General features: G+C 68.3%; 21 protein-coding genes. 11 read left to right on the forward strand and 10 right to left on the reverse strand.

Features of this window, described 5'->3' with window-relative positions; genetic code table 11:
* The first annotated feature begins 89 nt into the window (after positions 1-89).
* The gene (locus BDK89_RS06510; protein ID WP_133868175.1) at positions 90-758 is read left to right on the forward strand and encodes a hypothetical protein; all 669 of its coding nucleotides are present in this window, start codon (positions 90-92) and stop codon (positions 756-758) included.
* 25 nt (positions 759-783) lie between these two features.
* On the opposite strand, the gene BDK89_RS06515 is transcribed toward BDK89_RS06510, so the two are convergent.
* From BDK89_RS06515 to BDK89_RS06525, 3 genes are read right to left on the reverse strand one after another with little or no spacing between them, the layout of a single operon-like run.
* Positions 784-1947, reverse strand: coding sequence for an MFS transporter (locus BDK89_RS06515; protein WP_133868176.1), 1164 nt, complete (start codon positions 1945-1947; stop codon positions 784-786).
* Positions 1944-4826 carry a leucine--tRNA ligase gene (gene leuS, locus BDK89_RS06520; protein ID WP_133868177.1) on the reverse strand — a complete coding sequence of 961 codons (2883 nt, stop codon included), beginning with the start codon at positions 4824-4826 and terminating at the stop codon, positions 1944-1946. The genes BDK89_RS06515 and leuS overlap by 4 nt, the downstream gene beginning before the upstream one ends.
* A 14-nt stretch (positions 4827-4840) precedes the next feature.
* Positions 4841-7096: a glycoside hydrolase family 3 C-terminal domain-containing protein gene (locus BDK89_RS06525; protein ID WP_133868178.1), complete on the reverse strand. Its 2256-nt coding sequence runs from the start codon at positions 7094-7096 to the stop codon at positions 4841-4843.
* A 101-nt stretch (positions 7097-7197) separates the two neighbouring features.
* Between BDK89_RS06525 and BDK89_RS06530 the strand changes: the two genes are divergently transcribed.
* Genes BDK89_RS06530 through BDK89_RS06540 form a run of 3 tightly spaced genes read left to right on the forward strand, consistent with a single transcriptional unit; the run spans position 7198 to position 10955 of the window.
* Positions 7198-9774 (forward strand): flavin-containing monooxygenase, encoded by a 2577-nt coding sequence (locus tag BDK89_RS06530; protein ID WP_133868179.1) that lies wholly within the window; start codon positions 7198-7200, stop codon positions 9772-9774.
* Positions 9775-9802: 28 nt separating this feature from the next.
* Positions 9803-10180, forward strand: a complete 378-nt coding sequence (locus tag BDK89_RS06535; protein WP_133868180.1) for a hypothetical protein — start codon at positions 9803-9805, stop codon at positions 10178-10180.
* Complete coding sequence (locus BDK89_RS06540) at positions 10170-10955, forward strand: maleylpyruvate isomerase family mycothiol-dependent enzyme (protein WP_133868181.1); 786 nt, start codon at positions 10170-10172, stop codon at positions 10953-10955. Before BDK89_RS06535 ends, BDK89_RS06540 begins: the two co-directional genes overlap by 11 nt.
* A gap of 13 nt (positions 10956-10968) precedes the next feature.
* Here the strand turns inward: BDK89_RS06540 and BDK89_RS06545 are convergent, their stop codons facing one another.
* Complete coding sequence (locus BDK89_RS06545; protein ID WP_133868182.1) at positions 10969-11892, reverse strand: CHAD domain-containing protein; 924 nt, start codon at positions 11890-11892, stop codon at positions 10969-10971.
* A gap of 104 nt (positions 11893-11996) precedes the next feature.
* On the opposite strand from BDK89_RS06545, the gene BDK89_RS06550 reads away from it, so the two are divergent.
* Both BDK89_RS06550 and BDK89_RS06555 read left to right on the forward strand, forming a co-directional pair.
* Positions 11997-13154 (forward strand): NDMA-dependent alcohol dehydrogenase, encoded by a 1158-nt coding sequence (locus tag BDK89_RS06550; protein WP_133868183.1) that lies wholly within the window; start codon positions 11997-11999, stop codon positions 13152-13154.
* Positions 13147-13953 (forward strand): SDR family NAD(P)-dependent oxidoreductase, encoded by an 807-nt coding sequence (locus BDK89_RS06555; RefSeq protein ID WP_133868184.1) that lies wholly within the window; start codon positions 13147-13149, stop codon positions 13951-13953. The genes BDK89_RS06550 and BDK89_RS06555 overlap by 8 nt, the downstream gene beginning before the upstream one ends.
* A 59-nt stretch (positions 13954-14012) precedes the next feature.
* Here BDK89_RS06555 and BDK89_RS06560 read toward each other — a convergent pair whose 3' ends face one another.
* From BDK89_RS06560 to BDK89_RS06570, 4 genes are all read right to left on the reverse strand, one after another.
* A complete protein-coding gene (locus BDK89_RS06560) occupies positions 14013-14747 on the reverse strand; it encodes a class I SAM-dependent DNA methyltransferase (protein WP_424955281.1) in 735 nt (244 codons plus the stop codon).
* 78 nt (positions 14748-14825) lie between these two features.
* Entirely contained in the window at positions 14826-15377 is a 552-nt protein-coding gene (locus BDK89_RS06565; protein ID WP_133868185.1) for a mycothiol transferase, read from the reverse strand.
* A gap of 38 nt (positions 15378-15415) precedes the next feature.
* Positions 15416-15583 (reverse strand): hypothetical protein, encoded by a 168-nt coding sequence (locus BDK89_RS21680; protein ID WP_166657424.1) that lies wholly within the window; start codon positions 15581-15583, stop codon positions 15416-15418.
* On the reverse strand, positions 15580-16086 hold the full coding sequence (locus tag BDK89_RS06570) for a glycine cleavage system transcriptional repressor (RefSeq protein ID WP_133868186.1): 507 nt from the start codon (positions 16084-16086) through the stop codon (positions 15580-15582). The genes BDK89_RS21680 and BDK89_RS06570 overlap by 4 nt, the downstream gene beginning before the upstream one ends.
* 34 nt (positions 16087-16120) lie before the next feature.
* Here BDK89_RS06570 and BDK89_RS06575 point away from each other — a divergent pair, with 34 nt between their 5' ends.
* Positions 16121-16516 carry an ester cyclase gene (locus tag BDK89_RS06575; protein WP_166657425.1) on the forward strand — a complete coding sequence of 132 codons (396 nt, stop codon included), beginning with the start codon at positions 16121-16123 and terminating at the stop codon, positions 16514-16516.
* Positions 16517-16549: 33 nt separating this feature from the next.
* On the opposite strand, the gene BDK89_RS06580 is transcribed toward BDK89_RS06575, so the two are convergent.
* The gene (locus BDK89_RS06580) at positions 16550-17866 is read right to left on the reverse strand and encodes an MFS transporter (RefSeq protein ID WP_166657426.1); all 1317 of its coding nucleotides are present in this window, start codon (positions 17864-17866) and stop codon (positions 16550-16552) included.
* Positions 17867-17944: 78 nt separating this feature from the next.
* Between BDK89_RS06580 and pdxS the strand changes: the two genes are divergently transcribed.
* From pdxS to BDK89_RS06600, 4 genes are read left to right on the forward strand one after another with little or no spacing between them, the layout of a single operon-like run.
* Positions 17945-18829 (forward strand): pyridoxal 5'-phosphate synthase lyase subunit PdxS, encoded by an 885-nt coding sequence (pdxS, locus tag BDK89_RS06585; RefSeq protein ID WP_133868189.1) that lies wholly within the window; start codon positions 17945-17947, stop codon positions 18827-18829.
* A 43-nt stretch (positions 18830-18872) separates the two neighbouring features.
* A complete protein-coding gene (pdxT, locus tag BDK89_RS06590) occupies positions 18873-19493 on the forward strand; it encodes a pyridoxal 5'-phosphate synthase glutaminase subunit PdxT (protein ID WP_133871001.1) in 621 nt (206 codons plus the stop codon).
* Positions 19493-20248 carry a YebC/PmpR family DNA-binding transcriptional regulator gene (locus BDK89_RS06595; protein ID WP_133868190.1) on the forward strand — a complete coding sequence of 252 codons (756 nt, stop codon included), beginning with the start codon at positions 19493-19495 and terminating at the stop codon, positions 20246-20248. The genes pdxT and BDK89_RS06595 overlap by 1 nt, the downstream gene beginning before the upstream one ends.
* On the forward strand, positions 20245-20697 hold the full coding sequence (locus BDK89_RS06600; RefSeq protein WP_133868191.1) for a peroxiredoxin: 453 nt from the start codon (positions 20245-20247) through the stop codon (positions 20695-20697). Before BDK89_RS06595 ends, BDK89_RS06600 begins: the two co-directional genes overlap by 4 nt.
* 12 nt (positions 20698-20709) lie before the next feature.
* On the opposite strand, the gene BDK89_RS06605 is transcribed toward BDK89_RS06600, so the two are convergent.
* A complete protein-coding gene (locus BDK89_RS06605; protein ID WP_133868192.1) occupies positions 20710-21264 on the reverse strand; it encodes a TIGR03086 family metal-binding protein in 555 nt (184 codons plus the stop codon).
* Between the last annotated feature and the right edge of the window lie 172 nt (positions 21265-21436).

A 21436-nucleotide genomic window follows, 5' to 3' on the forward strand; every position in this document is an offset into this window, starting at 1 on the left:
GACGCGGTGATAACGGGTGTTTCTCCAGTGGAGACTGGAAGTGGGTTAGGTTGCGCGGCGAGTAACCCACGACGCCCTCGGGAGGCGACATGTCAGACACGGCAACCAACCCAGCAACCGACCCGTCCTCGGCGAGCCCGGACGGCCCGTCCGACGTCATCACGATCACGCGCAGCGGGGTCGACAAGTTCCTGATCGCTCTCGGCGCCGTCGTCACGATCGTCCTCGTCGTGGCCGGAGCGCTCCTGATGTACGCCAGCAACTTCACTGCCGACTACGTGTCCGACGAGCTGACCGCACAGGGCATCACCTTCCCCTCGGCCGAGGCGCTCGCGGAGGAAGGTCGCGACGACCTCGCCGAGTACGGCGGCGAACTCGTCGACACCGGCAAGGAGGCAGAGGCGTACTCGAGCTACATCGCCGGCCACATCGAGGGCATCGGCGGCGGGCTCTCGTACGCCGAACTCGGCGCGCCGCAATCCGAGGCGAATGCTGCGGTGCAGGACGCCGTGGCGTCGGGAGCGAGCGAGGCCGAGATCGACGAGTTGCAGGCGGCGGCCGACGAGATCACCGGCACCCGTGACACGGTGCTGAAGGGTGAGATCCTGCGTGGCACCCTGCTGAACGTGTACGCCTGGGCGACGGTGGGTCAGATCGCCGGCATCGCTGCGTGGGTCGCGTTCGGTGCGGCCTTGGTGTGCCTGATCCTGGTGATCGCCGGCCTGGTCCACATGCGGCGCCAGTCGAGCACCACCTGATCTGGCGGGCTCGGGTCGCCCTGGCTCAGAAGTGCCTGGCGACCCGGATCGCCACCACGGCGCCGACGGCCATCGCAACGGCCGTCACGATCCACATCGGTCCGTAGCCGGCGCGCTCGATGAGGACGCCCGATGCCAGCGGGCCGACGAACACGCCGACGTACACGCCTGTCTGGGTGATGCCGGTTGCCGCTGCGGCGCGCCCGGCGTTCGTGCGGACGATGCCGAAGTTCGTGAACACGGGCCAGATCCAGCCACCGGCGAACCCGACGAGCGTCGCGATCACGTGGACGGGCGCCGACCGGACGGCCAGGAGGGCGACGCCGGTGGCACCGACCAGTGCGATCACGCCGGCGCGCCGGAACGGGAGCGAAGGCGATCGGTCGAGGCGCACACCGCAGACGAGCCGGATGGCCACACCGAGCGCTGCGCCACCCGCCAACATGAGCCCTGCAACGCCCTCACCGAGACCGGCGTCGACGCCAGATTCCACGACCCAGGCGTTGAGCGCACCGGCACCGAACGACAGGAAACCGCTCGCGACGGCGGCCCCGAGCAGGGCCGTCGACGGAGAACCGGATCGACGGTGATGGTCGTCCGTCTCACGGTCGGGTGCCTCGTAGGGGCCGAGGACACGCATGACGGCGGCGGCGGTGCCGAACCCGATCGCCGCCACCGTCACAAAGGCCCAGCGCCAGCCGACGGTGAGCGCGATCACGGGAACGGCCAGTCCGCTCAGCATCGAGGCCAGCGGCATGCCCGACTGCTTGATGCTGATCGCGAACCCGAGCCGTTCGAGACGAGCCGACGCCAGGGCGAGGTTCACGGCGGTCTGGGCCGCGGCGTTGCACACACCGATCAGCGCCATGACGGCGACGAGCAGCCCGAACGACCTCGCCGTCGCGGCGATCGCCACATTGGCTGCCGCTGCGATCGACAGGGCGGCAACGATCTGCCGGCGAGGGCCGACCCGCTGTGCGACTCGTCCGAGCGGGATCGAGGCGAAGCTCGCTGCGAGGAAGTAGCCGCTCATCGCCCATGCGTAGACCGACTCGCCGACGTCGAACTCGCTGCGCATCTGCACGGCGAGTGCGCCGACGAGGAAGCCGGGCAGCGCCGAGGCGACCGCTGCGGAGACCGAGACGGCGACGACGGGTCTCGCCGACGGGCGCGTGTCGAGGTCGGTCACACGACGATGTTGACCATGCGGCCCGGCACCACGATGATCTTCTTCGGCGTGGCGCCGTCGACGGCGGCGACGACCTTGTCGTCGGCCATCGCTGCCGCCTCCAACGTAGCCTTGTCGGCGTCGGCGGCGACGACGATGCGGCTCCGCACCTTGCCGTTGATCTGCACGGGCACCTCGATGGTGTCGTCGACGAGGTACTGCTCGTCGGCTTCGGGGAACGGCAGGTAGGTGACGGTGTCGTCGTGGCCCAGCTTGCGCCACAACTCCTCGGCGACGTGGGGTACCAGCGGTGCCGCCATCAGCACCATCGGCTCGGCGACCGCCCGCGGCGTGTGACCGAGTTTCGTCACGGCGTTGTTCAGCTCGATCAGCTTGGCGATCGCCGTGTTGAACCGGAGGGCGTCCATCTCGGTGCGGACGACGTCGATCGTGCGGTGCAGTTGCTTGGTCAGCTCGTCGTCGAGCGGCTCGTCGACCACGGTGCAGGCACCGGTCTGCTCGTCGATCATGTTGCGCCACAGGCGCTGCAGGAACCGGTACATGCCGATCACGTCGCGGGTCTCCCACGGACGTGACGCGTCGAGCGGCCCGGTCGCCATCTCGTACAGGCGCAACGTGTCGGCGCCGTAGGCGTCGTACATCTCGTCGGGGCTGACCGAGTTCTTCAGGCTCTTGCCCATCTTCCCGTACTCGCGGTTCACCGGCTGATCGCCCAGGAAGTACGAGCCGTCGCGCTCGACGACCTCCTTCGCGTCGACGTAGATGCCGCGCTCGTCGGTGTAGGCGTAGGCCTGCACGTAGCCCTGGTTGAACAGGCGGGCGTACGGCTCCTTCGACGACAGGTGGCCCAGGTCGAACAGCACCTTGTGCCAGAACCGGGCGTACAGCAGGTGCAGGACGGCGTGCTCGACGCCACCCACGTACAGGTCGACACCACCCGGGTGATCGGGTCGCGCGTCGGGCTTCGGGCCGACCCAGTACTGCTCGACGGCGGGGTCGATGAAGGCCTCGGTGTTCGACGGGTCGCAGTAGCGCAGCTGGTACCAGCACGAGCCGGCCCACTGGGGCATCACGTTGGTGTCGCGGCGGTACTCCTGCGGACCGTCGCCCAGGTCGAGCGTCAGCGTGACCCAGTCGTCGAGACGGTCGAGCGGGCTCTCGGGATTCGAGAACTCGTCGTCGGGGTCGAACGTGCGCGGCGAGAACGAATCGGTCTCGGGCAGCTCGACCGGCAGCATCGAGTCGGGCAGGGTGTGCGGGAAACCGTCGGCGTCGTAGACGACGGGGAACGGCTCGCCCCAGTACCGCTGGCGGCTGAACAACCAGTCGCGCAGCTTGTAGGTGATCGTGGCCTCGCCCTTGCCGGTCTCCTCCAACCAGGCGTTGACGGTCGCGATGCCGTCGGCCTTGTTGTCGATGCCGTTCAGGTCGAGGGTGTCGTTCGACGAGTTGACGTAGACGCCGTCACCGACGAACGCCTCGGGCCAGAGCGTGGTGTCGATCGTCGGTTCGATGTCGCGCTGCTCGAACCATGCGGCCGGCGGCTGCTGGATCGCAGGGATGGGCAGGTCGAACTTCCGGGCGAACTCGAAGTCGCGCTGGTCGCCCGACGGCACGGCCATGATGGCGCCGGTGCCGTAGCCCATCAGGACGTAGTCGGCGATCCAGACCTGGATCTGCTCTCCGCTCAGAGGGTTGGTGGCGTACGAACCGGTCCAGACGCCGGTCTTCTCCCGGTTCTCGTCCTGGCGGTCGACGTCTTTCTTCGCGGCGGCTTGGCGGCGGTAGTCGGCGACGGCGTCGGCTTGCTCCGACGTGGTCAGCTCGTCGACGTACGGGTGCTCCGGTGCCAGCACCATGAAGGTGGCGCCGAACAGGGTGTCGGGGCGCGTGGTGAAGACGGTGATGTCGCCCGCTGCAGACGGGAAATGCACGTTGGCGCCGTGGCTGCGGCCGATCCAGTTGCGCTGCATCGCCTTGATGGCGTCGGTCCAGTCGAGCAGCTCGAGGTCGTCGATCAGGCGGTCGGCGTAGGCGGTGATGCGCATCATCCACTGGCGCATGTTGCGCTTGAAGACGGGGAAGTTGCCGCGGTCGGAGCGGCCGTCGGCGGTGACCTCTTCGTTGGCGACGACGGTGCCCAGGCCGGGGCACCAGTTGACCGGTGCGTCGCTGACGTACGCCAGGCGGTGGCCGTCGATGATCTCGCGCTGTTCGGTGGCGCTCAGGTCGTGCCAGGGGCGGCCGTCGGGGGTCGGACGTGAGCCGATCTCGAACTCGGCGACCAGCTCGGCGATCGGCCGCGCCTTGCCCCGCCCGACGCCGTCGTCGTGTGGGGCATCGGGGTCGAACCACGCGTTGAAGATCTGGCCGAAGATCCACTGGGTCCACCGGTAGTAGTCGGGGTCGGTTGTGGAGATGCTGCGGCGCGGATCGTGGGCCAGACCCAGGCGGCGCAGCTGGCGGCGATAGGTGGCGATGTTCTGGTCGGTCGTGACGGCGGGGTGCTGGCCGGTCTCGACGGCGTACTGCTCGGCGGGGAGACCGAACGCGTCGAAACCCATCGTGTGCAGCACGTTGTGGCCGGTCATCCGCTTGAAGCGGGCGAACACGTCGGTCCCGATGAAGCCCAGCGGGTGGCCGACGTGCAGTCCGGCACCCGAGGGATACGGGAACATGTCGAGCACGAACAGCTTGCCGCCGCGCTCGTCGGCCAGTGCGGCGTCGGCCAGCGAGCCGGCGGGGTTCGGCGTCTCGAACGTGCCCTGCTCGTCCCACCAGTCCTGCCAGCGCACTTCGAGATCGCTCGCGAGCGCGGCGGTGTACCGGAACGGTGGAGTGTCGTCTCGGGTGTCGGGGGATTCTGTGTGCGCGCTCATACCGGCGCACCAGCCTACGGCGCGGTGGCCTGGTGCTCGCGAACGCGTTCCAGCAGGGTGTCGACGTCCGCATGGGTGAATCCCATCGAACCGAAGCCGGCAAGGGTGTCGATCGGCATCGAGCCGAGCAGGCTCCGGAAGCGGCGGCTCCGGGCGGGGTGGCGCTCGGGCAAGAACTCGTCGAGCGTCGCCCATCCGGCCGGGTCGTCGGCCCACTCGGTGAGGGTCGACATCGCGTCGAGGGCGGGCCGGATCGACGGCGCCTCGACGTCGACGACGGCCGAGAGCGGCAGGTCGCGGGAATGGGCGCCGACGGCGATCGTGAAGGTGCCGGCCTCGACGACCCAGCGGCGGTGCCGCGTCGACCAGTACGAGAAGGCCCGCTGGTCGAGATCGATCGTGACCCGCTCCGACTGACCGGGATCGAGGCGGACCTTGGCGAACCCCTTCAGTTCGCGAGGCGGGCGTGCGACCTCGGCGTCGTCGTCGCCGACATACACCTGGACGACGTGCGACCCGGCGCGGTCGCCCGTGTTCGTCACGGTCGCCGAGACGGCGGCGGCCAACGTGCCGTCGGCCACGGCCCCGGACGTCGTGACCTCGAGGTCGGCGATGTCGAACGACGTGTACGACAGACCGAACCCGAACGGGAAGCTGACGCGCTGGCCCAGATGATCGTGGGCCCGGTATCCGATGAAGATGCCTTCGCCATACCGGACGACGCCGGGGTCGCCCGGGAAGTTGAGTGTCGACGGGACGTCGTTCAACGATACGGGCATCGTCTCGGCGAGCCGACCGCCCGGGGATGCTGCCCCGGTCAACAGGTCGGCGACCGCCCCACCTGCCGCCTGACCACCCAACCAGCACTCGAGGATCGCCGGCACCGACTCGCACCAGGGTTCCATCACGACGGTTGCGCCGTTCACGAGCACCACGACCACTCGTTCGTTGACCTGGAGGACGGCGTCGAGCAGCGCGAGTTGGTTCGGTGGCAGGTCCATGTGGGCGCGGTCGAACCCCTCCGATTCGTACGAGTCGGGCAGACCCATGAACATCACGACGGTGTCGGACGACGAGGCGACGCGGACGGCCTCGTCGGCGAGGGCTGCGTCGTCCTCGGTGGTGTCGACGCCGTAGCCGGGCGCGAACCGGACCCGGTCGCTGCTCACCAACCGGGCGATCTCGTCGGCTGCGACGTCGACCCGGGTGGTGGTCACCTGCGAGCTGCCCGACCCCTGGAACCGCGGTGTGCGGGCGAACTCCCCGATCACCGCGATCGTGCCGTCGTCCATGAGCGGGAGAAGACCGCCGTCGTTCTTCAACAGGACCGCGGACTCCGCGGCGGCGTGGCGGGCGAGTTCGTGGTGCGCATCGACGTCGACCGTCTCGTCGAGGTCGAGCACGTGGCGACCTTTGGCGACCATGTCGAGCATGCGCCGGACGCTGGTGTCGAGGACCGATTCGTCGAGCCAGCCTGCCTCGACGGCACGGACGACGGCGGCAGGGCTGCGTTCGAGATCGGGTGGCATCTCCCAGTCGAGCCCGGCCTGTACTGCGGCGACCCGGTCGTGGACGGCGCCCCAGTCGCTGACGACGACGCCCTCGAACCCCCACTCGTCGCGCAGCACGTCGGTGAGGAGCCAGGGGTTCTGTGATGCATGGGTGCCGTTGATGCGGTTGTAGGCGCACATGACGGTCCAGGGCCGACCGGCGGTGATGATGCGCTCGAAGGCCGGGAGGTAGATCTCGCGGAGCGTGCGTTCGTCGATCTCGGCACTGACGCGCAGGCGATCGTGCTCCTGGTTGTTCGCGGCGTAGTGCTTGACCGACGTCCCGACGTCGCGCGACTGGATGCCGTCGACGATCGCCAGGCCGAGCTCGCCGGCGAGGTAGGGATCTTCGGAGAGGTACTCGAAGTTCCGGCCACAGAGGGGCGAGCGCTTCATGTTGACGCCGGGACCCAACACGACCGACACGCCGTACTGTCGTGCCTCGTTCGCGATCGCGACCCCGACCTCGTGGATGAGGTCGCGGTCCCATGAGGAGGCGATCGCCGACGCGGTGGGGAAACAGGTGGCCGGGGCCGCCTTGAGCATCTCGCCGTCCTGCACGTCGTCGACCTGGGCGCGCATGCCGTGGGGCCCGTCGGAGCACATGATCGCCGGGATGTCGAGTCGTTCGACGGCGACGGTGTGCCAGATGTCGGCGCCGCTGATCAGCGCCGCCTTCTCCTGGAGGGTCAGTTCCGACAGCAGCGCATCGACGTCCATGTCGCGGACACTAGGCGGCGTCGCCGTCGCCACGCCATGGTCGCTCGGTCCGGGGCGCTCCGCTGGGAGCCGGAGGCCGGGCGTGTGTTTCAATCCAACGCATGAGCGATTCGGGGGAACGTTCGGAGTTCGACGTCGTCGTGGTGGGAGCCGGCATGGCCGGGCTGTACCTGCTGAAACGACTGCGCGACCAAGGCATGTCGGCGGTGGCGCTCGAGGCCGCCGACGATGTCGGCGGCACTTGGTACTGGAACCGGTACCCGGGTGCGCGCTGCGACGTGCCGAGTCTCGACTACTCGTTCAGCTGGGATCCGGAGCTGGAGGAGGAATGGGAGTGGTCCGAGAAGTACGCGACCCAGCCCGAGATCCTGCGCTATCTCCAGCACGTCGCCGACAAGCACGACTTGCGGCGCGACATCCGCTTCGAGACGCGGGTGGCGGCGGCGACGTGGGACGAGGATGCCCAGCGTTGGCGTATCGGCACCGAAGGCGGTGACGAACTCGTCGCCCAGCACTACGTGATGGCCACCGGGTGCCTCTCGGTCCCGAAGGACGCCGACATCCCCGGCGCCGACCGGTTCTCCGGCCCCACCTACTACACCGGTCGGTGGCCCCACGAGGGCGTCGACTTCACCGGTCGTCGCGTCGCCGTGATCGGGACCGGCTCGTCGGCGATCCAGTCGATCCCGATCATCGCCGCGCAGGCCGAGCAACTCACGGTGTTCCAGCGCACCGCGAACTTCTCGGTGCCGGCGCACAACGGTCCGACCGACGCCGACAAACGGGCACAGTACGACGCCGACCCCGCGGCCTACCGCGAGGCGGCGCGCTGGTCGGCCGTCGGCGTCCCGATCGAGCCGTCGGAGATCAGCGCGCTGGCCGTCAGCGACGAGGAACGCGAAGCGGCGTACGAGCGCGGCTGGCAAGAAGGCGGTCTGTTCGGACTGTCGAGCAAGTTCAACGACCTGCTCGTGAATCCGGTCGCCAACGACACCGCCGCCGAGTTCGTCCGCAACAAGATCCGCTCGATCGTCGACGATCCCGTCACGGCCGAGACGCTGTGCCCCAACACGTTTCCGTTGTCGACGAAGCGCTTGTGCGTCGACACCGACTACTACGCGACGTACAACCGTGACAACGTCCGGTTGGTCGACCTGCGTGAGACGCCGATCGAGACGATCACCGAGCAGGGCATCGACATCGCGGGTAACGGCGGCACCGAGCATCTCGAGTTCGACGACATCGTGTTCGCGGTCGGGTTCGACGCCATGACCGGTCCGATCGTGTCGGTCGACATCGAGGGCCGCAACGGGATCTCGTTGAAGGAGAAGTGGGCCGACGGCCCGCACACGTACCTCGGTCTGACGAGCGTCGGATTCCCGAACCTGTTCATGATCACCGGGCCCGGCAGCCCCTCGGTGCTGTCGAACATGGTGGTCTCGATCGAGCAGCACGTCGAGTGGGTGACCGAGACGATCGAGCGGATGCGCAAGGACGGCTTCACCACGATCGAACCCACGCCGACGGCCGAGGCCGGTTGGGGCCAGCACGTCAACGACTGCGCCGACATCACCCTGTTCCCACAGGCGGCATCGTGGTACATGGGTGCGAACGTGCCCGGCAAGCCGCGTGTGTTCCTACCCTACGTCGGCGGCGTCGACAACTATCGCGACACCTGCGACCGCGTGACCGCCGAGGGCTTCCTCGGGTTCCGCCTCGTCGGCGACGACGGCGAGCAGTGCAACGACGGCGTCGTCAACCGGTTGCAACACGACGTGGCGACGATGTTGAAGCTGATGGCCGAGCTCGAGCTGCCCCCGATCGAGACGCTCGGTGCCGCCGGCGCACGCGAGTTCATGGCCGCCACCAATGTCATGCGCCCGCCGGGTCCCGATGTCGGCGAGATCGTCGACGGCACGTACCCGGGCGCCGACGGCGACCTCGCGTACCGGCTCTATCGCCCCGCCACGCCGGGGCCGCATCCGGTCGTCGTCTACTACCACGGCGGCGGTTGGGTGATCGGCGATGCGATCTCCGACGATCCGTTCTGCCGCGATCTGTGCGATCGGTCGGGCGCGCTGGTGATCTCGGTCGACTACCGCCACGGGCCGGAGGCGCCGTACCCGGCCGCCGCCGACGACGCCTGGGCTGCACTGCGCTGGGTCGGTGAACACGCCGCCGAGCTCGGGGGCGACCCCGAACGCATCGCCGTGGCCGGCTGGAGCGCCGGTGGCAACCTGGCCGCCGTCGTGTCACAGCTCGCCCGCGACAACGGCGGTCCGGCGCTCGTCGGGCAGCTGTTGGTGTGCCCGGCGACCGACCTGTCGAAGCAGCACCCTTCGATCCACGAGAACGCAGAGGGCTACGTGCTCACGAAGTCGCTCATGGAGTGGTTCATCGAGCAGTACGCACCCGACGGCTCGTCGCCGCTCGCGTCGCCGCTCCTGGCCGACTCGCTCGCCGACCTGCCGCCCGCAGCGGTGTTCACCGCCGAGTTCGACCCATTGCGCGACGAGGGCAACGCCTACGCGAAGGCGCTCGAGGACGCCGGCGTGCCGGTGACGCACGAGGAGTGTCGCGGGCAGACCCACACGGCGTTCCACGCCGTCGACGCGCTCATCTCGCCGACCCCGCACCGCGCCGACATGGCCGACGCGGTACGCGGGTTCTTCGCCTGACCAGGGTTCCGGCAGGCAGACTGTCGGCGTGTCACTCGATCGGTTCCTCCACGACGTCGAGGAACTCCGCGCCCGTATCATCACCTCGCCGCGCACCCCGATGCGCCTGCGCTGGCGGCGCGAGTGGGGCGGTTCGATCGACCGCCGCGACCTCGGACAGTCGACGATCACCGTGTGGCTCTATCCGTCCGACGGCGACCGCAGGACGCGGGCGGCGTGGAAGTGCCAGGTCGACTCGAACGTGGAGATCGAAGGGGTCGACCAGGGGAGCAAGTGCGTCGTGGTCGGCGAGCTGGCGCCGGGCCGCGGTGTCGCCGTCCATGCGAAGCGCCTGGAGATGATCACGACCTACCCACTGAGTGCACCGATGTTCGGCCCGAAGCTCGGCTCGGTCGATGCGCGATGATGACGACATGGCGGCCGATCACAGCAACGTCCATCTCGTCGAGGCAATCGACGACGTCATGCTCCAGACGTTGTCGCTGGCGCGTGACCTGACCGAGGCCGACGCCGATCTCCCCACCGACTGTCCCGGGTGGACGGTGCGCGACGTACTCGCCCACATGGTCGGCGTCGAGGCGGTGCTCCAAGGTGCCCCGCAGCCGGCGGTCGACCTGCCCGACCTCGATCACGTCGTCAACGAGTTCGACGAGTACATGGAGCAGCACGTCCAGATCCGCCGTCAACTGCCGCTGTCGTCGATCGCCGACGAGCTCGCCGGGCTCCGGAGCCGCCGGATCCCCACCCTGAAATCGCTGGCGAAGCAGGGCGATCCGGAGGTGTCGAGCCCGTTTCGCGATCAGCCGATGTCGAAGGCGATGCCAATCCGGGTGTTCGACCTGTGGGCGCACGAACAGGACATCCGCCGGGCAGTGGGCCTCCCGGCTCGTGTCGATTGTGCCGCCGCAGAGATCTCGATGGAGCGGGGTCTGCTCGGTTGGACCCACGTGCTCCCGAAGCTGCTCGACCAGCCGGCGACGGTGTCGATCGACGTCGCCGGACGTCCCGACCTGTCGACCGAGTTCGAGGTCGACGGCGGAGGCGACGAGGTCGCCATTCGCGGCGATCTGGCCACGCTCACGGCCCTCTTCTGCGGTCGAGGCGAGCAGCCGTCGGGTGTCCTGACCGGCGCGGATGCACTGGTCGCCGCCCTCGACGGCCGTCTCGGCCTGACGCCGTGACGCGACCGACCGCTCAGCCGTAGACGCTGCCGAGACCGCCCGCCGCGGCGTCGACGGGTTCGGAGCGCCAGGCGTCCCAGTAGGTGCCGAGGCGCTGCTCGAACCGCTTGCCCGACTCGGCGTAGAGCCGTCGGCCGAGGTGGACGGCGCGGCGTTCGAGGTCGGCTCGGGCGCCGGCGATCAGCAGCCTTGTTCCGTCGATGTCGTCGACGTCGTCGAGACGCTGCTCGAGCACGAACAGATCGTGAGCGTCGCCGAGCGCGTCGGTCAGGTGGTGGAACGCCTGCTCGAGGGGGTCGAGCAGGTCGGGAGCCGATGGTGCGATCAGGCCCAGGTGGTAGCGCGTGTACTTCGCTCGCTTGCGCCACTCGTGGAACGACTCGCCGGTCGGGCGATCGATGCACGTCACCATCGCGATGCGACCGCGCTCGTAGGTCTTCACGAGGCCCGGCGAAATGGCATCCCACTCCGTGTCCTTGGCCCGCAACCGGTCGACGGCGTCCCGCAGTTCGGCGAGCAGGTCACGCGAGCGCACCACGCCCGGGTTCTCGGGGGTGATCGCCTCCTCGGCTGTGGTCTGATCGGCGACGAGGACGCCCTGTGTGGCGGCCATCTGGTCGGCATCGAACTCGACGACCTCGCGCAGCCGCTCGAACGTGCCCCTCAGCGCTCGGGCGTCGCGGAAGTCGCTCAGCTCGCGGGCGGCGTCGCGAGCCAACTCGTTCACTGCCCGGTAGCGCTTCGAGTGGACGACCGGCCGCACCAGGCGAACGGCCCCTCGGATCTTCTTGCAGTGCTTGCGGACCTCGTGGATGGCGACATGGGGGTCGTCCGTGAAGCCGTCGCCGAGTGCAGCGATCGCATCGTCGACCTGTTCGCCGCACACCCGGCGAATGCCGTCGAGCACCGGTTCGTCGTGTTCGAGCGAGTAGCCCATGGCATCGACGTAACCACAACGACGCTCCCGCAAACAGGGCGCTCCGACCCGATGTCGCGACCCGCCGTGTGGAAACGTTTCGGGCACGAGAAGGGGGTCTCGAGATGAAATGCAACGCAGGCGTCATGCACGGCGTCGGACAGGACTGGACCGTCGAGGAAATCGAGGTCGACGACCCGAGAGCGGGGGAGGTGTTGGTCCGATGGACACATGCCGGCATGTGTCACAGCGACGAACACGTCCACACCGGCGACATGGTGCCGTCACCCGAGGCACTCGAGATGATGGGCATCGAGGGCGGCTTCTTCCCGATCGTCGGCGGTCACGAGGGCGCCGGCGTCGTCGAAGCCGTCGGCGAGGGCGTCACCTCCGTGGCGCCGGGTGATCACGTCTCGGCGTCGTTCATCCCGTCGTGCGGCCAGTGCCGGTACTGCGTCACCGGTCGACAGAACCTGTGCGACCAGGGTGCGGGCGCGTTCGTGAAGGGCATGATCACCGACGGCACGAGCCGTCACCGGTTGGGCAGCGACGACCTGATGCTGTTCGCCAAGCTCGGCACCTTCGCCGAGTACTCGTGCGTGGCGACCTCGCAGGTGATCAAGGTCGACGCCGACCTGCCGCTCGACGTCGTGGCGCTCGTGTCGTGCGGCGTCGCCACCGGTTGGGGGTCGGCGACCCGCCGAGCCGAGGTGCGGCCGGGCGACGTCGTCGTCGTGGTCGGCATCGGCGGCATCGGCATCAACGCCGTCCAGGGAGCCGCGATGGCGGGCGCCAAGAAGGTGATCGCCGTCGACCCGGTCGAGTTCAAGCGCGAGAAGGCGATGGAGTTCGGTGCCACCGACACGTTCGCCTCGATGGAGGAGGCGTTCCCCGCCGTCACCGAGATGACGATGGGGCAGATGGCCGACAAGGTGATCATGACGCCGGGGGTGCTCTACGGCGAGATGATGCAGCTCGGCACCGGTCTCGCCGGCAAGGGCGGCACGATCGTCGTCACCGCGATTGCGCCGATGGAGCAGACCGAGTCGTCGGTGAACCTGTTCGAGATGGCGATGTGGAACAAGGAGATCAAGGGGACGATCTTCGGCTCGCTCAACCCACGCCACGACATCCCGAACCTGTTGTCGATGTACACGTCGGGATCACTGAAACTCGACGAGTTGATCACCAACCGGTACCCGCTCGCCGACATCAACGAGGGCTACCGGGCCATGCGCGACGGCGAGAACATCCGCGGCATCATCGCCCACGCCGATGCCTGACCGCCTCTCGGAGCTCTCCCGGTCGCTCACCGACCGCGTCGCCATCGTCACCGGAGCGGCGAGCGGCATGGGGCGTGCGACCGCCCACGTGTTCGCCGACGAAGGGGCGAAGGTGGTCGTTGCCGACCTCGGCGCCGACCGGGTGCAGGCCGTGGTCGACGAGATCACGGCGGTGCACGGCGCCGACCGGGTGCTCGGACGGGTGTGCGATGTCGCGTCGACCGACTCGCTGCGCGGGTTGGTCGACGCTGCCGTCGAGCGGTTCGGCGGCATCGACATCGTCGTGAACAACGCCGGCGTGTCGCTCATCAACTCGTTCCTCGCCCAGGAGGGCGAGACCGACGACGAGTTCGAGTCGAACTGGGCGACGACGCTCGACATCAACCTGACGGCGCACGCTCGCCTGGTCCGGTACGCCATGCCGCACTTGCTCGAGTCGGACGCAGCGAGGGTCGTCAACATCGCGTCGACCGAGGCGATCGTCACGACACCGGGTCTCGCCGCCTACGCGGCGACCAAGGCAGGGGTCGTCGGGCTGACGAAGTCGATGGCGGTCGAACTCGGTCGGCATGGCATCACCGCCAACTGCATCTGCCCCGGCCCGATCGACACGGCGATGACCAGTGCGATCCCCGACGAGGCGAAGGAGACCTACGCCCGTCGGCGGGTGCCGCTGCGCCGCTACGGCGTGCCGGAGGAGGTCGCGCAGATGACGGTGAGTCTGTGCCTGCCGGCGGCCAGCTTCCTGAACGGCGCGATCATCCCCGTCGACGGCGGCATGTCCATCCGCCACACCTGACCACACCCCGCCACCCTCGCCAATGCGTGAACAAACTGCGGAACTATTCCGCAGTTTGTTCACGCATTCGTCGAGTGCCAGACGGAGATGTGGGTGCGGCTGGTGTCGGTGAAGGGGGAGCGGTGCCAGTCGGCCCATCGGTCTCGGAGGCGGAGGCCGGCGATGCGTGCCATGAGGTCGTATTCGGCGGGCCATGCCCACCGGTGTTCCGACGAGAAGCGGCCGGCGCAGTCGCCGGTGCGGTAGTGGTGCGAGACGAGGCGCTGCCCGACGACGTCGTACTCGTCGATGCCGCCGTGCTCGTCTCCGGCGTCGAACGCCAGGAAGCGTTCGCCACGGGGGAGATCCTGGATGCGCGGCACCCCGGTCTCGATCACGAAGCACCCGCCCGGTACCAGGTGGGCGGCGGCATTGCGGAAGCAGTCGACTTGCTCGTTCTGGGTGAGCAGGTTCGTGATCGTGTTGAACACGAGGTAGACGAGGCCGAACTCGCCGCCGATCCGCGTCGTGGCCATGTCGCCGATGGTGACCGGGATGGCGTCACCGCCGGGCTTGGCCCGCATCTCGGCGACCATGGCGCGCGACAGTTCGATGCCGTGCACCTCGATACCGGCGTCGGCGAGGGGGAGCGCGACCCGACCCGTTCCGACGGCGAACTCCAGTGCCGGTCGACCGCCGGCGAGCTCGGCGAGGAGCGCCACGGTCGGCTCGAGCACCTCCGGCGTGAACATGTCGGCACAGTCGTCGTCGTACCGCGGTGCCACCGTCTCGTCGAACGCCCCGTCGCTCACCACCCCAGCCTGACACCCACTCCCCGCCAATGCGTGATCAGTTTGCGCACCCGATGCGCAAAGAGTTCACGCCTTCGTCGGTCAGGTGGGCCAGGGCGGATCTTCGCCGGTGCGGCCGTCGATCGCCTCTCGCAACAGGTCGGCGTGACCGGTGTGGCGGCCGTACTCCTCGAGCAGGTCGAAGAGGAGTCGTCGGAGTGTGACGCTGATGCCGTGTTCGCGCCCCAGCGCCACGATCTGATCGAGACCGCCCGCCTCGAGCGCTGCCGCGACGGTCGCCCGTGACCGTTCGACCTGTTCGTCGTAGAGGCGGTACAGCGCCTCCGGCGTGTCGCTCCGAGCGGACTCGAACTCCCAGTTCGGCTCGTCGGCGAACGGGGCCGACGCCCACGGCTCGTGTTGCGACGAGCCGTCGAGCTTGCGGGTGAACATCAGGTCTTCGGCCCACGCCAAGTGCTTCAGCAGTCCACCCAAGCTCAGGTCGGACGCAGGCAGTCGGAATGCCAGGCCTGCGGCGTCGAGGTCGGCGGCCTTCCAGCGAAAGGTGGCGCGCTGGCGGTCGATCGCACCGAGCAGGTGCTCCACCTCGCTCCCGGCGAAGGGCGGCTCCCACGGCGGCATGTCGTCACTCACACCGCCATCATCGCGCTGCCCGGCAGCGTGACCGGGCGTCAGTCGTCGAGGAACTGCATGGCTCGCTCGCGGGCGAGGCGGGCCTTCTCGCGGAGCTTGACCGCCTGCTGGTCGTCGCCCATCAGTTCGGCGGTCTCCGCCCAGCCGTCGATCTTGTCCGCGGCGGCGCAGAGGAAGTCGACGTGGTCCTGGTCGTCGCAGCTCATCGATCGAGTTCGATCTCGACCATCAGCTCGTTGGCGAGTTGCTCGAGCGCGGTTCGCAGGGTCGCCTCGTCGAGGTCGGCGGGCGCCTCGAGCATGGCGTCGGCTTCGAACAGCACGCCGCCGGCCATCGGCGCTTCCCACGTCTCGGTGTTGAGCTCGTCGATGTTGATGCCGTGCTCGGCCAGCACCGACGACAGTTCCCGGACGATGCCCGGACGGTCGTTGCCCAACAAGTGGAGCGAGAAATGCTGCGCATCGTCGATCTGGTCGCCGCCGACGTGGACCTCGACGTCGAGCACGCCCGACAGCGGTTCGAGGGCGGCGGTGAAGTCGTCGACGCGGTCGTCGGGGATGCGCACGAGCACGATCCCGGCGAACTTGCCGGCCAGCTCGGCCATCTGGCTGCGCTCCCAGTTGCCGCCGTATTCGGTGACGACACCGGCGAGCGCACTGACCAGGCCGGACCGATCGTCTCCGATAGCCGTGAGGACCAATGACGCCATGACGTCAGCGAACGCTACCTGCGATACTGGACACATGGGCGAGATGCCGGAGTCCTCCTCGACACGGTCACCCGACGAGATCGTCGCCGAATGGCAGCAGCGGGCGTGGGGTGACGGCGACCTGAACGCCGCCGACGAACTCGTCGCCGAGCCGTTCATCCGCCACGGCGTCGGAGGCACCGTCACCCGAACTCGCAAGGAGCTCAAGCACGACCTCCGCGAGTATCGCAAGGCCCTCGGCACACCGGTCATCCGGGTCCACGAGCGCACGGTCGACGGCGACAAGGTCTGGAGTCGCACCTCGATGCGCGGCCAGCACTCGATCACCGGCGAGCCGCGCCGGATCGACTTCATCCAGATCCACCGCATCGAGGACGGCCGCATCGTCGAGGTCTGGACGCTCCACGCGACCGACGTCGACTGGGACTAACCCGGCTCCGAGTCAGATCAAAGCGACTTCGAGTCAGATCAAGTCGGCTTCGCCGATGCGCCGGCGGGTGCGGCGGCTGGCCACGACGTAGACGCTCATCGCGACCAGCACGAGCGCACCCATGATCGCGAACGTCTGGCGGAGGCCGATCTCGTCGGCGAGCACGCCGAGCGGGAGCGCCGCCATGCCGAAGCCGCTGAACGACAACATCATGAGGCTCTGCACCCGTCCGTGGTACTCGACGTCGGAGAGAGCGAGCACGAGTGAGTTGTTCATCGCCTGGAACCCGGCCGAGGCAGCGCCCACCGCGGCGACGGCGAGCAGCGCGAAGGCGTAGTTCGGGGCGACCGCCAGCACGATGAGGGTCGCGCCGAACGCGAAGCCGGTGACCGACTGGATCTTCCACGCGGCCCGGCCTTTGGAGCGGCCGGCGATCGCCATCGACAAGATGACGGCGCCTACGGCCGAGGCGGCGGCGAGGATGCCGTAGCCGGCGGAGCCGACGTCGAGCACCTCGGTGGCGAGGCGGGGGAGGAAGGCGACGAACGGGAAGCCGACCATCACGCAGACGAACGACACCACGATCAGCAGGCCGACGTGACGGTGCTTCGAGACGTAGCGGACGCTGTCGCCGAACTCCCGCAGGACGCCCCGGTCGCTGCGCTCGCCGGAGGGCAGGCCGGGCGGGAGTGCGAAGCAGCGGAGCAGTGCGAGGACCGACAGCGCCGCCGACACGTAGTAGACGCCGGCCACACCGATCCACGCCACGCCGATGAAGACACCGGCGAACGCCGGGCCGATGACGCGTGAGCCGTTGATCGTGATCTGGCCGAGGATGATGGCGTTCGGGAGCAGCTCACGGCCGACGACCTCGCCGGTGAGCGCCATGCGGGCGGGGACGAGGAACGAGAACGCGACAGCCTGGATCGCCGACGTCGCGAGCAGCATCCAGTACTCGATGAAGTCGAAGCTGACGCCGAGGCCGACCCAGAGCGAGGTGAACATCAACATGCCGAACGTGACGACCAGGATGGTCCGCTTCGAGTACCGGTCGGCGGCGACGCCGCCGAGCGGGGTGGCGACCAGCATCGAGATGCCGAACGCCATGAACACGCCACCCAGGCCGGTGTTCGAGTCGGACAGTTCGTTGGCGAGCCAGCCACGTGCCACCACCTGCGACTGGGTGGCGAGGAACCCGAACGCACCGACGATGAACAGGGTTCGATATGCCGGGATACGCAACGACTCGTAGGTCGCCGTGCGTTCGCTGGCGTTGTCGGTGGGGGCGGAGGTGGCGATCGGCCCAGTCTGACGCGCTTCGCCCTCGATCGTGCGAGTGGAATGTGGCACGGCTCCTCGCATACCCGCTCCGACCTGGTGCCATTCCCACCAGGGAAAGGACGGGGGCGAGGCGGTACGATTGTCGCCATGTCCGAACACGTCACCGGATCGTTCCCCGTCAAGCGCGGCCTCGCCGAGATGCTCAAGGGCGGCGTCATCATGGACGTCGTCACGCCGGAGCAGGCCAAGATCGCCGAAGACGCAGGGGCGTCGGCCGTGATGGCACTCGAGCGGGTGCCGGCCGACATCCGCCGCGACGGTGGCGTGGCCCGCATGAGCGACCCCGACATGATCGAGGGCATCAAGGCGGCCGTGTCGATCCCGGTGATGGCCAAGGCCCGCATCGGCCACTTCGTCGAGGCCCAGATCCTCGAGTCGCTCGGTGTCGACTTCGTCGACGAGTCCGAGGTGCTCACCCCGGCCGACGAGGCGCACCACATCGACAAGTGGAAGTTCACCGTGCCGTTCGTATGCGGTGCGACCAACCTCGGTGAAGCGCTTCGCCGTATCAGCGAAGGCGCCGCCATGATCCGCTCGAAGGGCGAGGCCGGCACCGGCAACGTCATCGAGGCCGTGCGCCACCTGCGCTCGATCACCGGCGACATCAAGCGGATCGGCCAAGCCGACTCGGCCGAGCTGTTCGACTGGGCCAAGCACCTCCAGGCGCCGCTCCCGCTCGTGCAGGAGATCGCCGAGACCGGCAAGCTGCCCGTTCCACTGTTCTGCGCCGGTGGTCTCGCCACCCCGGCCGACGCCGGGCTCGCCATGCAGCTCGGCGCCGAAGCCGTGTTCGTCGGCTCTGGCATCTTCAAGAGCGACGAGCCGGCTCGCCGTGCGGCCGCGATCGTCGAGGCGACGACGCACTTCAACGACGCCTCGATCCTGGCCAAGGTCAGCCGTGGCCTCGGTGCCCCGATGACCGGCATCGGCATGGACGAGATCAACCAGCGCTACGCCGAGCGCGGTTGGTGACCCTTGGGTCACGACAGTCAGGAGCCCCCAGGTGGGTGCGCCGATGATCGGCGTGCTCGCACTGCAGGGTGCCTTCGAATCGCACCAGCAGCGACTCACTGAACTCGGCGCGCTCTCGCGCCAGGTGCGCACCCCGCGCGACCTCGCGGGCGTCGACGCGCTCGTGATGCCGGGCGGTGAGTCGACGACGATGTCGCGGCTCCTCCTCTCGAGCGAGTTGTTCGACCCGCTCGCACAACGGATCGCCGATGGCATGCCGGTCTTCGGCACGTGCGCCGGCATGATCCTGCTCGCCACCGAGGTGCTCGACGGACGTCCCGACCAGCGGTCGTTCGGCGCCATCGACATCACGGTGCAGCGCAACGGTTACGGCCGTCAGCTCGACTCGTTCGAGACCGATCTGACCGTCTCGGTGCTCGGGCCCGGTGCCGCCCCGTTCCACGGCGTTTTCATCCGGGCGCCGAAGGTCACCCGCCTCGGCGACGACGTCGAGGTGCTCGCCGAGCATGACGGCGTGCCAGTGCTCTTGCGACAGGGTGCCGTGTACGTGGCATCCTTTCATCCGGAGTTGGCGGGCGATCACCGACTGCACGCCGCCTTCCTCAACAGTTTCCAGCACGAGTCGTTCTCGGAGCGACACGACGCACAGACGGAGAACACCTGATGTCCGGCCATTCCAAATGGGCAACGATCAAGCACAAGAAGGGCGCGGCCGACGCCAAGCGCGGCAAGCTCTTCGCCAAGCTGGCACGCCAGATCGAAGTGGCGGCCCGAGGTGGTGGCGGCGATCCCGACATGAACCCGTCGCTGCGCACGGCCGTGCAGAAGGCCAAGGCCGCGCAGATGACGAACGACGCCATCGACCGGGCCATCAAGCGTGGCACCGGCGAAGGTGGTGCCGATGCGTACGAGGACATCACCTATGAGGGCTACGCCCCGGGTGGTGTCGCACTCCTGATCGACGTGCTGACCGACAACCGCAACCGCACCAGCGCCGACATCCGTTCCGCCCTCACCAAGATGGGCGGCACGATGGCCGAGCCGGGTGCCGTCGGCTGGCAGTTCAGCCGCAAGGGCATCATCCTCGTCGAAGGCAAGGGCGTCGACGAGGACGAGCTGATGATGGCGGCCCTCGAGGCCGGTGCCGACGACGTCGAGAACGTCGGCGACGCCTGGCAGGTCACGGTCGGCAGCCCGAGCGACACCTACGACATCAAGGACGCCATCGAGGGCGCCGGCTACACGATCATGTCGGCCGACACCCCGATGGTGAGCGACAACCTGGTGCCGGTCACCTCCGTCGAGGACGCCAAGAAGATCCTGCGGATCATGGAAGCGATCGAGGACAACGACGATGTCCAGGACGTCTACTCCAACTTCGACATCGCTGACGATGTCATGGAGGCTGCGGCCGGATGAGTGTCGGCGTCGGCGACCGCGCACCCGACTTCACGCTGCCCGGCACGGGTGATCGTGAGTACTCGTTGAGCGATTTCGCCGGCAAACCGCTGGTGCTCGTGTTCTACCCGGGTGACGACACCCCGGTCTGCACGAAGCAGCTCAACGCCTACAACGACGGCCTCGACCAGTTCGACGATCTCGACGCGCAGATCGTCGGCATCTCGGCCCAGTCGGTCGAGAGCAAAGAAGCGTTCAGTGGCAAGCACGGCTTCGAGTTCCCACTCCTGGCCGACACCGGCAAGGAAGTCGCCGGCGCCTACGGCACCCTCGGCCCGATCGGCTTCCCCCGTCGCAGCATCTTCATCATCGACGCCGACGGCACCATCCGGTACGTCCACAAGGCCATGGCCGGCCTGACCTACCGCCCCGTCAGCGAACTGATCGAAGAACTCGAAAAGCTCCGCTGACGCACCACCCCGTCAGGGGGTGCGGCCGGTGAACGCGATCAGTTTGGTGACGGGGTCGGCGTCGTCGGCGACGTCGACACGGGGACCGAAGTGGCCGCTCTGGCGGAGCATGGCGTCCATCGGGAGCATGCCGTCGTACATCCCGGCGGCGAAGTCCGCGTCGATCGACGCGTCCTGGCCCGTGGCTTTCGCCAGGTCCCACGTGTGGACCAGAACGTCGCCGGTCACGAAGCGTTCGGTGGCCACGCCGAGCGGCATCGCGCCGCCGAACATCTGACTCTCGAACGTCTCCTGCTCGGCCTCGGGCCGGTCGAGGATCGCCTGGAGCTGATCTCGGAGCTCGGCCCAGGCAGCAGCCGGGTCGTCGTCGACGCTGGTCGTGATCGTCATCGAATGATCGGTGCCCTCGCTCAGCCACCACGGCACCCACTCGACCAGGTGACGGACGACGTCGCGTGCCACCCACCCGTCGCACGGCGCCTCGGCGTTCCAGCCGTCGGGTCCGACGGCCTCGACCTTGGCGGTGAAATCGGCGGCGATCCGCCGGAAGGTCTCTGCCTGTTCCATCGCACCATGATGCCGACGAAGGGATGCCACGTCCAGATGTGGTTCAGCGGCTCGGGGGTCGTAGCGGTCGAGTCGCTCGTCGTGGGGTGGCAGGTCATTGTGGTTACTGATGGATCTTGTGATGGGTATCGGGGTGCGTTATGGGTCGTGGCTTGGTTTGCCGATCCGGGGT

Origin of the sequence: Ilumatobacter fluminis, assembly GCF_004364865.1 — a bacterium.
Taxonomy (GTDB): Bacteria; Actinomycetota; Acidimicrobiia; order Acidimicrobiales; family Ilumatobacteraceae; genus Ilumatobacter; species Ilumatobacter fluminis.

What these genes read in the sequence shown, in the direction of transcription:
- BDK89_RS06510 (WP_133868175.1), top strand. Translation starts at nt 90, where the DNA reads ATGTCAGACACGGCAACCAACCCAGCAACCGACCCGTCCTCGGCGAGC.
- leuS (WP_133868177.1), bottom strand. Translation starts at nt 4,826, where the DNA reads ATGAGCGCGCACACAGAATCCCCCGACACCCGAGACGACACTCCACCG.
- BDK89_RS06525 (WP_133868178.1), bottom strand. Translation starts at nt 7,096, where the DNA reads ATGGACGTCGATGCGCTGCTGTCGGAACTGACCCTCCAGGAGAAGGCG.
- BDK89_RS06530 (WP_133868179.1), top strand. Translation starts at nt 7,198, where the DNA reads ATGAGCGATTCGGGGGAACGTTCGGAGTTCGACGTCGTCGTGGTGGGA.
- BDK89_RS06540 (WP_133868181.1), top strand. Translation starts at nt 10,170, where the DNA reads ATGCGCGATGATGACGACATGGCGGCCGATCACAGCAACGTCCATCTC.
- BDK89_RS06545 (WP_133868182.1), bottom strand. Translation starts at nt 11,892, where the DNA reads ATGGGCTACTCGCTCGAACACGACGAACCGGTGCTCGACGGCATTCGC.
- BDK89_RS06550 (WP_133868183.1), top strand. Translation starts at nt 11,997, where the DNA reads ATGAAATGCAACGCAGGCGTCATGCACGGCGTCGGACAGGACTGGACC.
- BDK89_RS06555 (WP_133868184.1), top strand. Translation starts at nt 13,147, where the DNA reads ATGCCTGACCGCCTCTCGGAGCTCTCCCGGTCGCTCACCGACCGCGTC.
- BDK89_RS21680 (WP_166657424.1), bottom strand. Translation starts at nt 15,583, where the DNA reads ATGAGCTGCGACGACCAGGACCACGTCGACTTCCTCTGCGCCGCCGCG.
- BDK89_RS06570 (WP_133868186.1), bottom strand. Translation starts at nt 16,086, where the DNA reads ATGGCGTCATTGGTCCTCACGGCTATCGGAGACGATCGGTCCGGCCTG.
- BDK89_RS06575 (WP_166657425.1), top strand. Translation starts at nt 16,121, where the DNA reads ATGGGCGAGATGCCGGAGTCCTCCTCGACACGGTCACCCGACGAGATC.
- pdxS (WP_133868189.1), top strand. Translation starts at nt 17,945, where the DNA reads ATGTCCGAACACGTCACCGGATCGTTCCCCGTCAAGCGCGGCCTCGCC.
- pdxT (WP_133871001.1), top strand. Translation starts at nt 18,873, where the DNA reads ATGATCGGCGTGCTCGCACTGCAGGGTGCCTTCGAATCGCACCAGCAG.
- BDK89_RS06595 (WP_133868190.1), top strand. Translation starts at nt 19,493, where the DNA reads ATGTCCGGCCATTCCAAATGGGCAACGATCAAGCACAAGAAGGGCGCG.
- BDK89_RS06600 (WP_133868191.1), top strand. Translation starts at nt 20,245, where the DNA reads ATGAGTGTCGGCGTCGGCGACCGCGCACCCGACTTCACGCTGCCCGGC.
- BDK89_RS06605 (WP_133868192.1), bottom strand. Translation starts at nt 21,264, where the DNA reads ATGGAACAGGCAGAGACCTTCCGGCGGATCGCCGCCGATTTCACCGCC.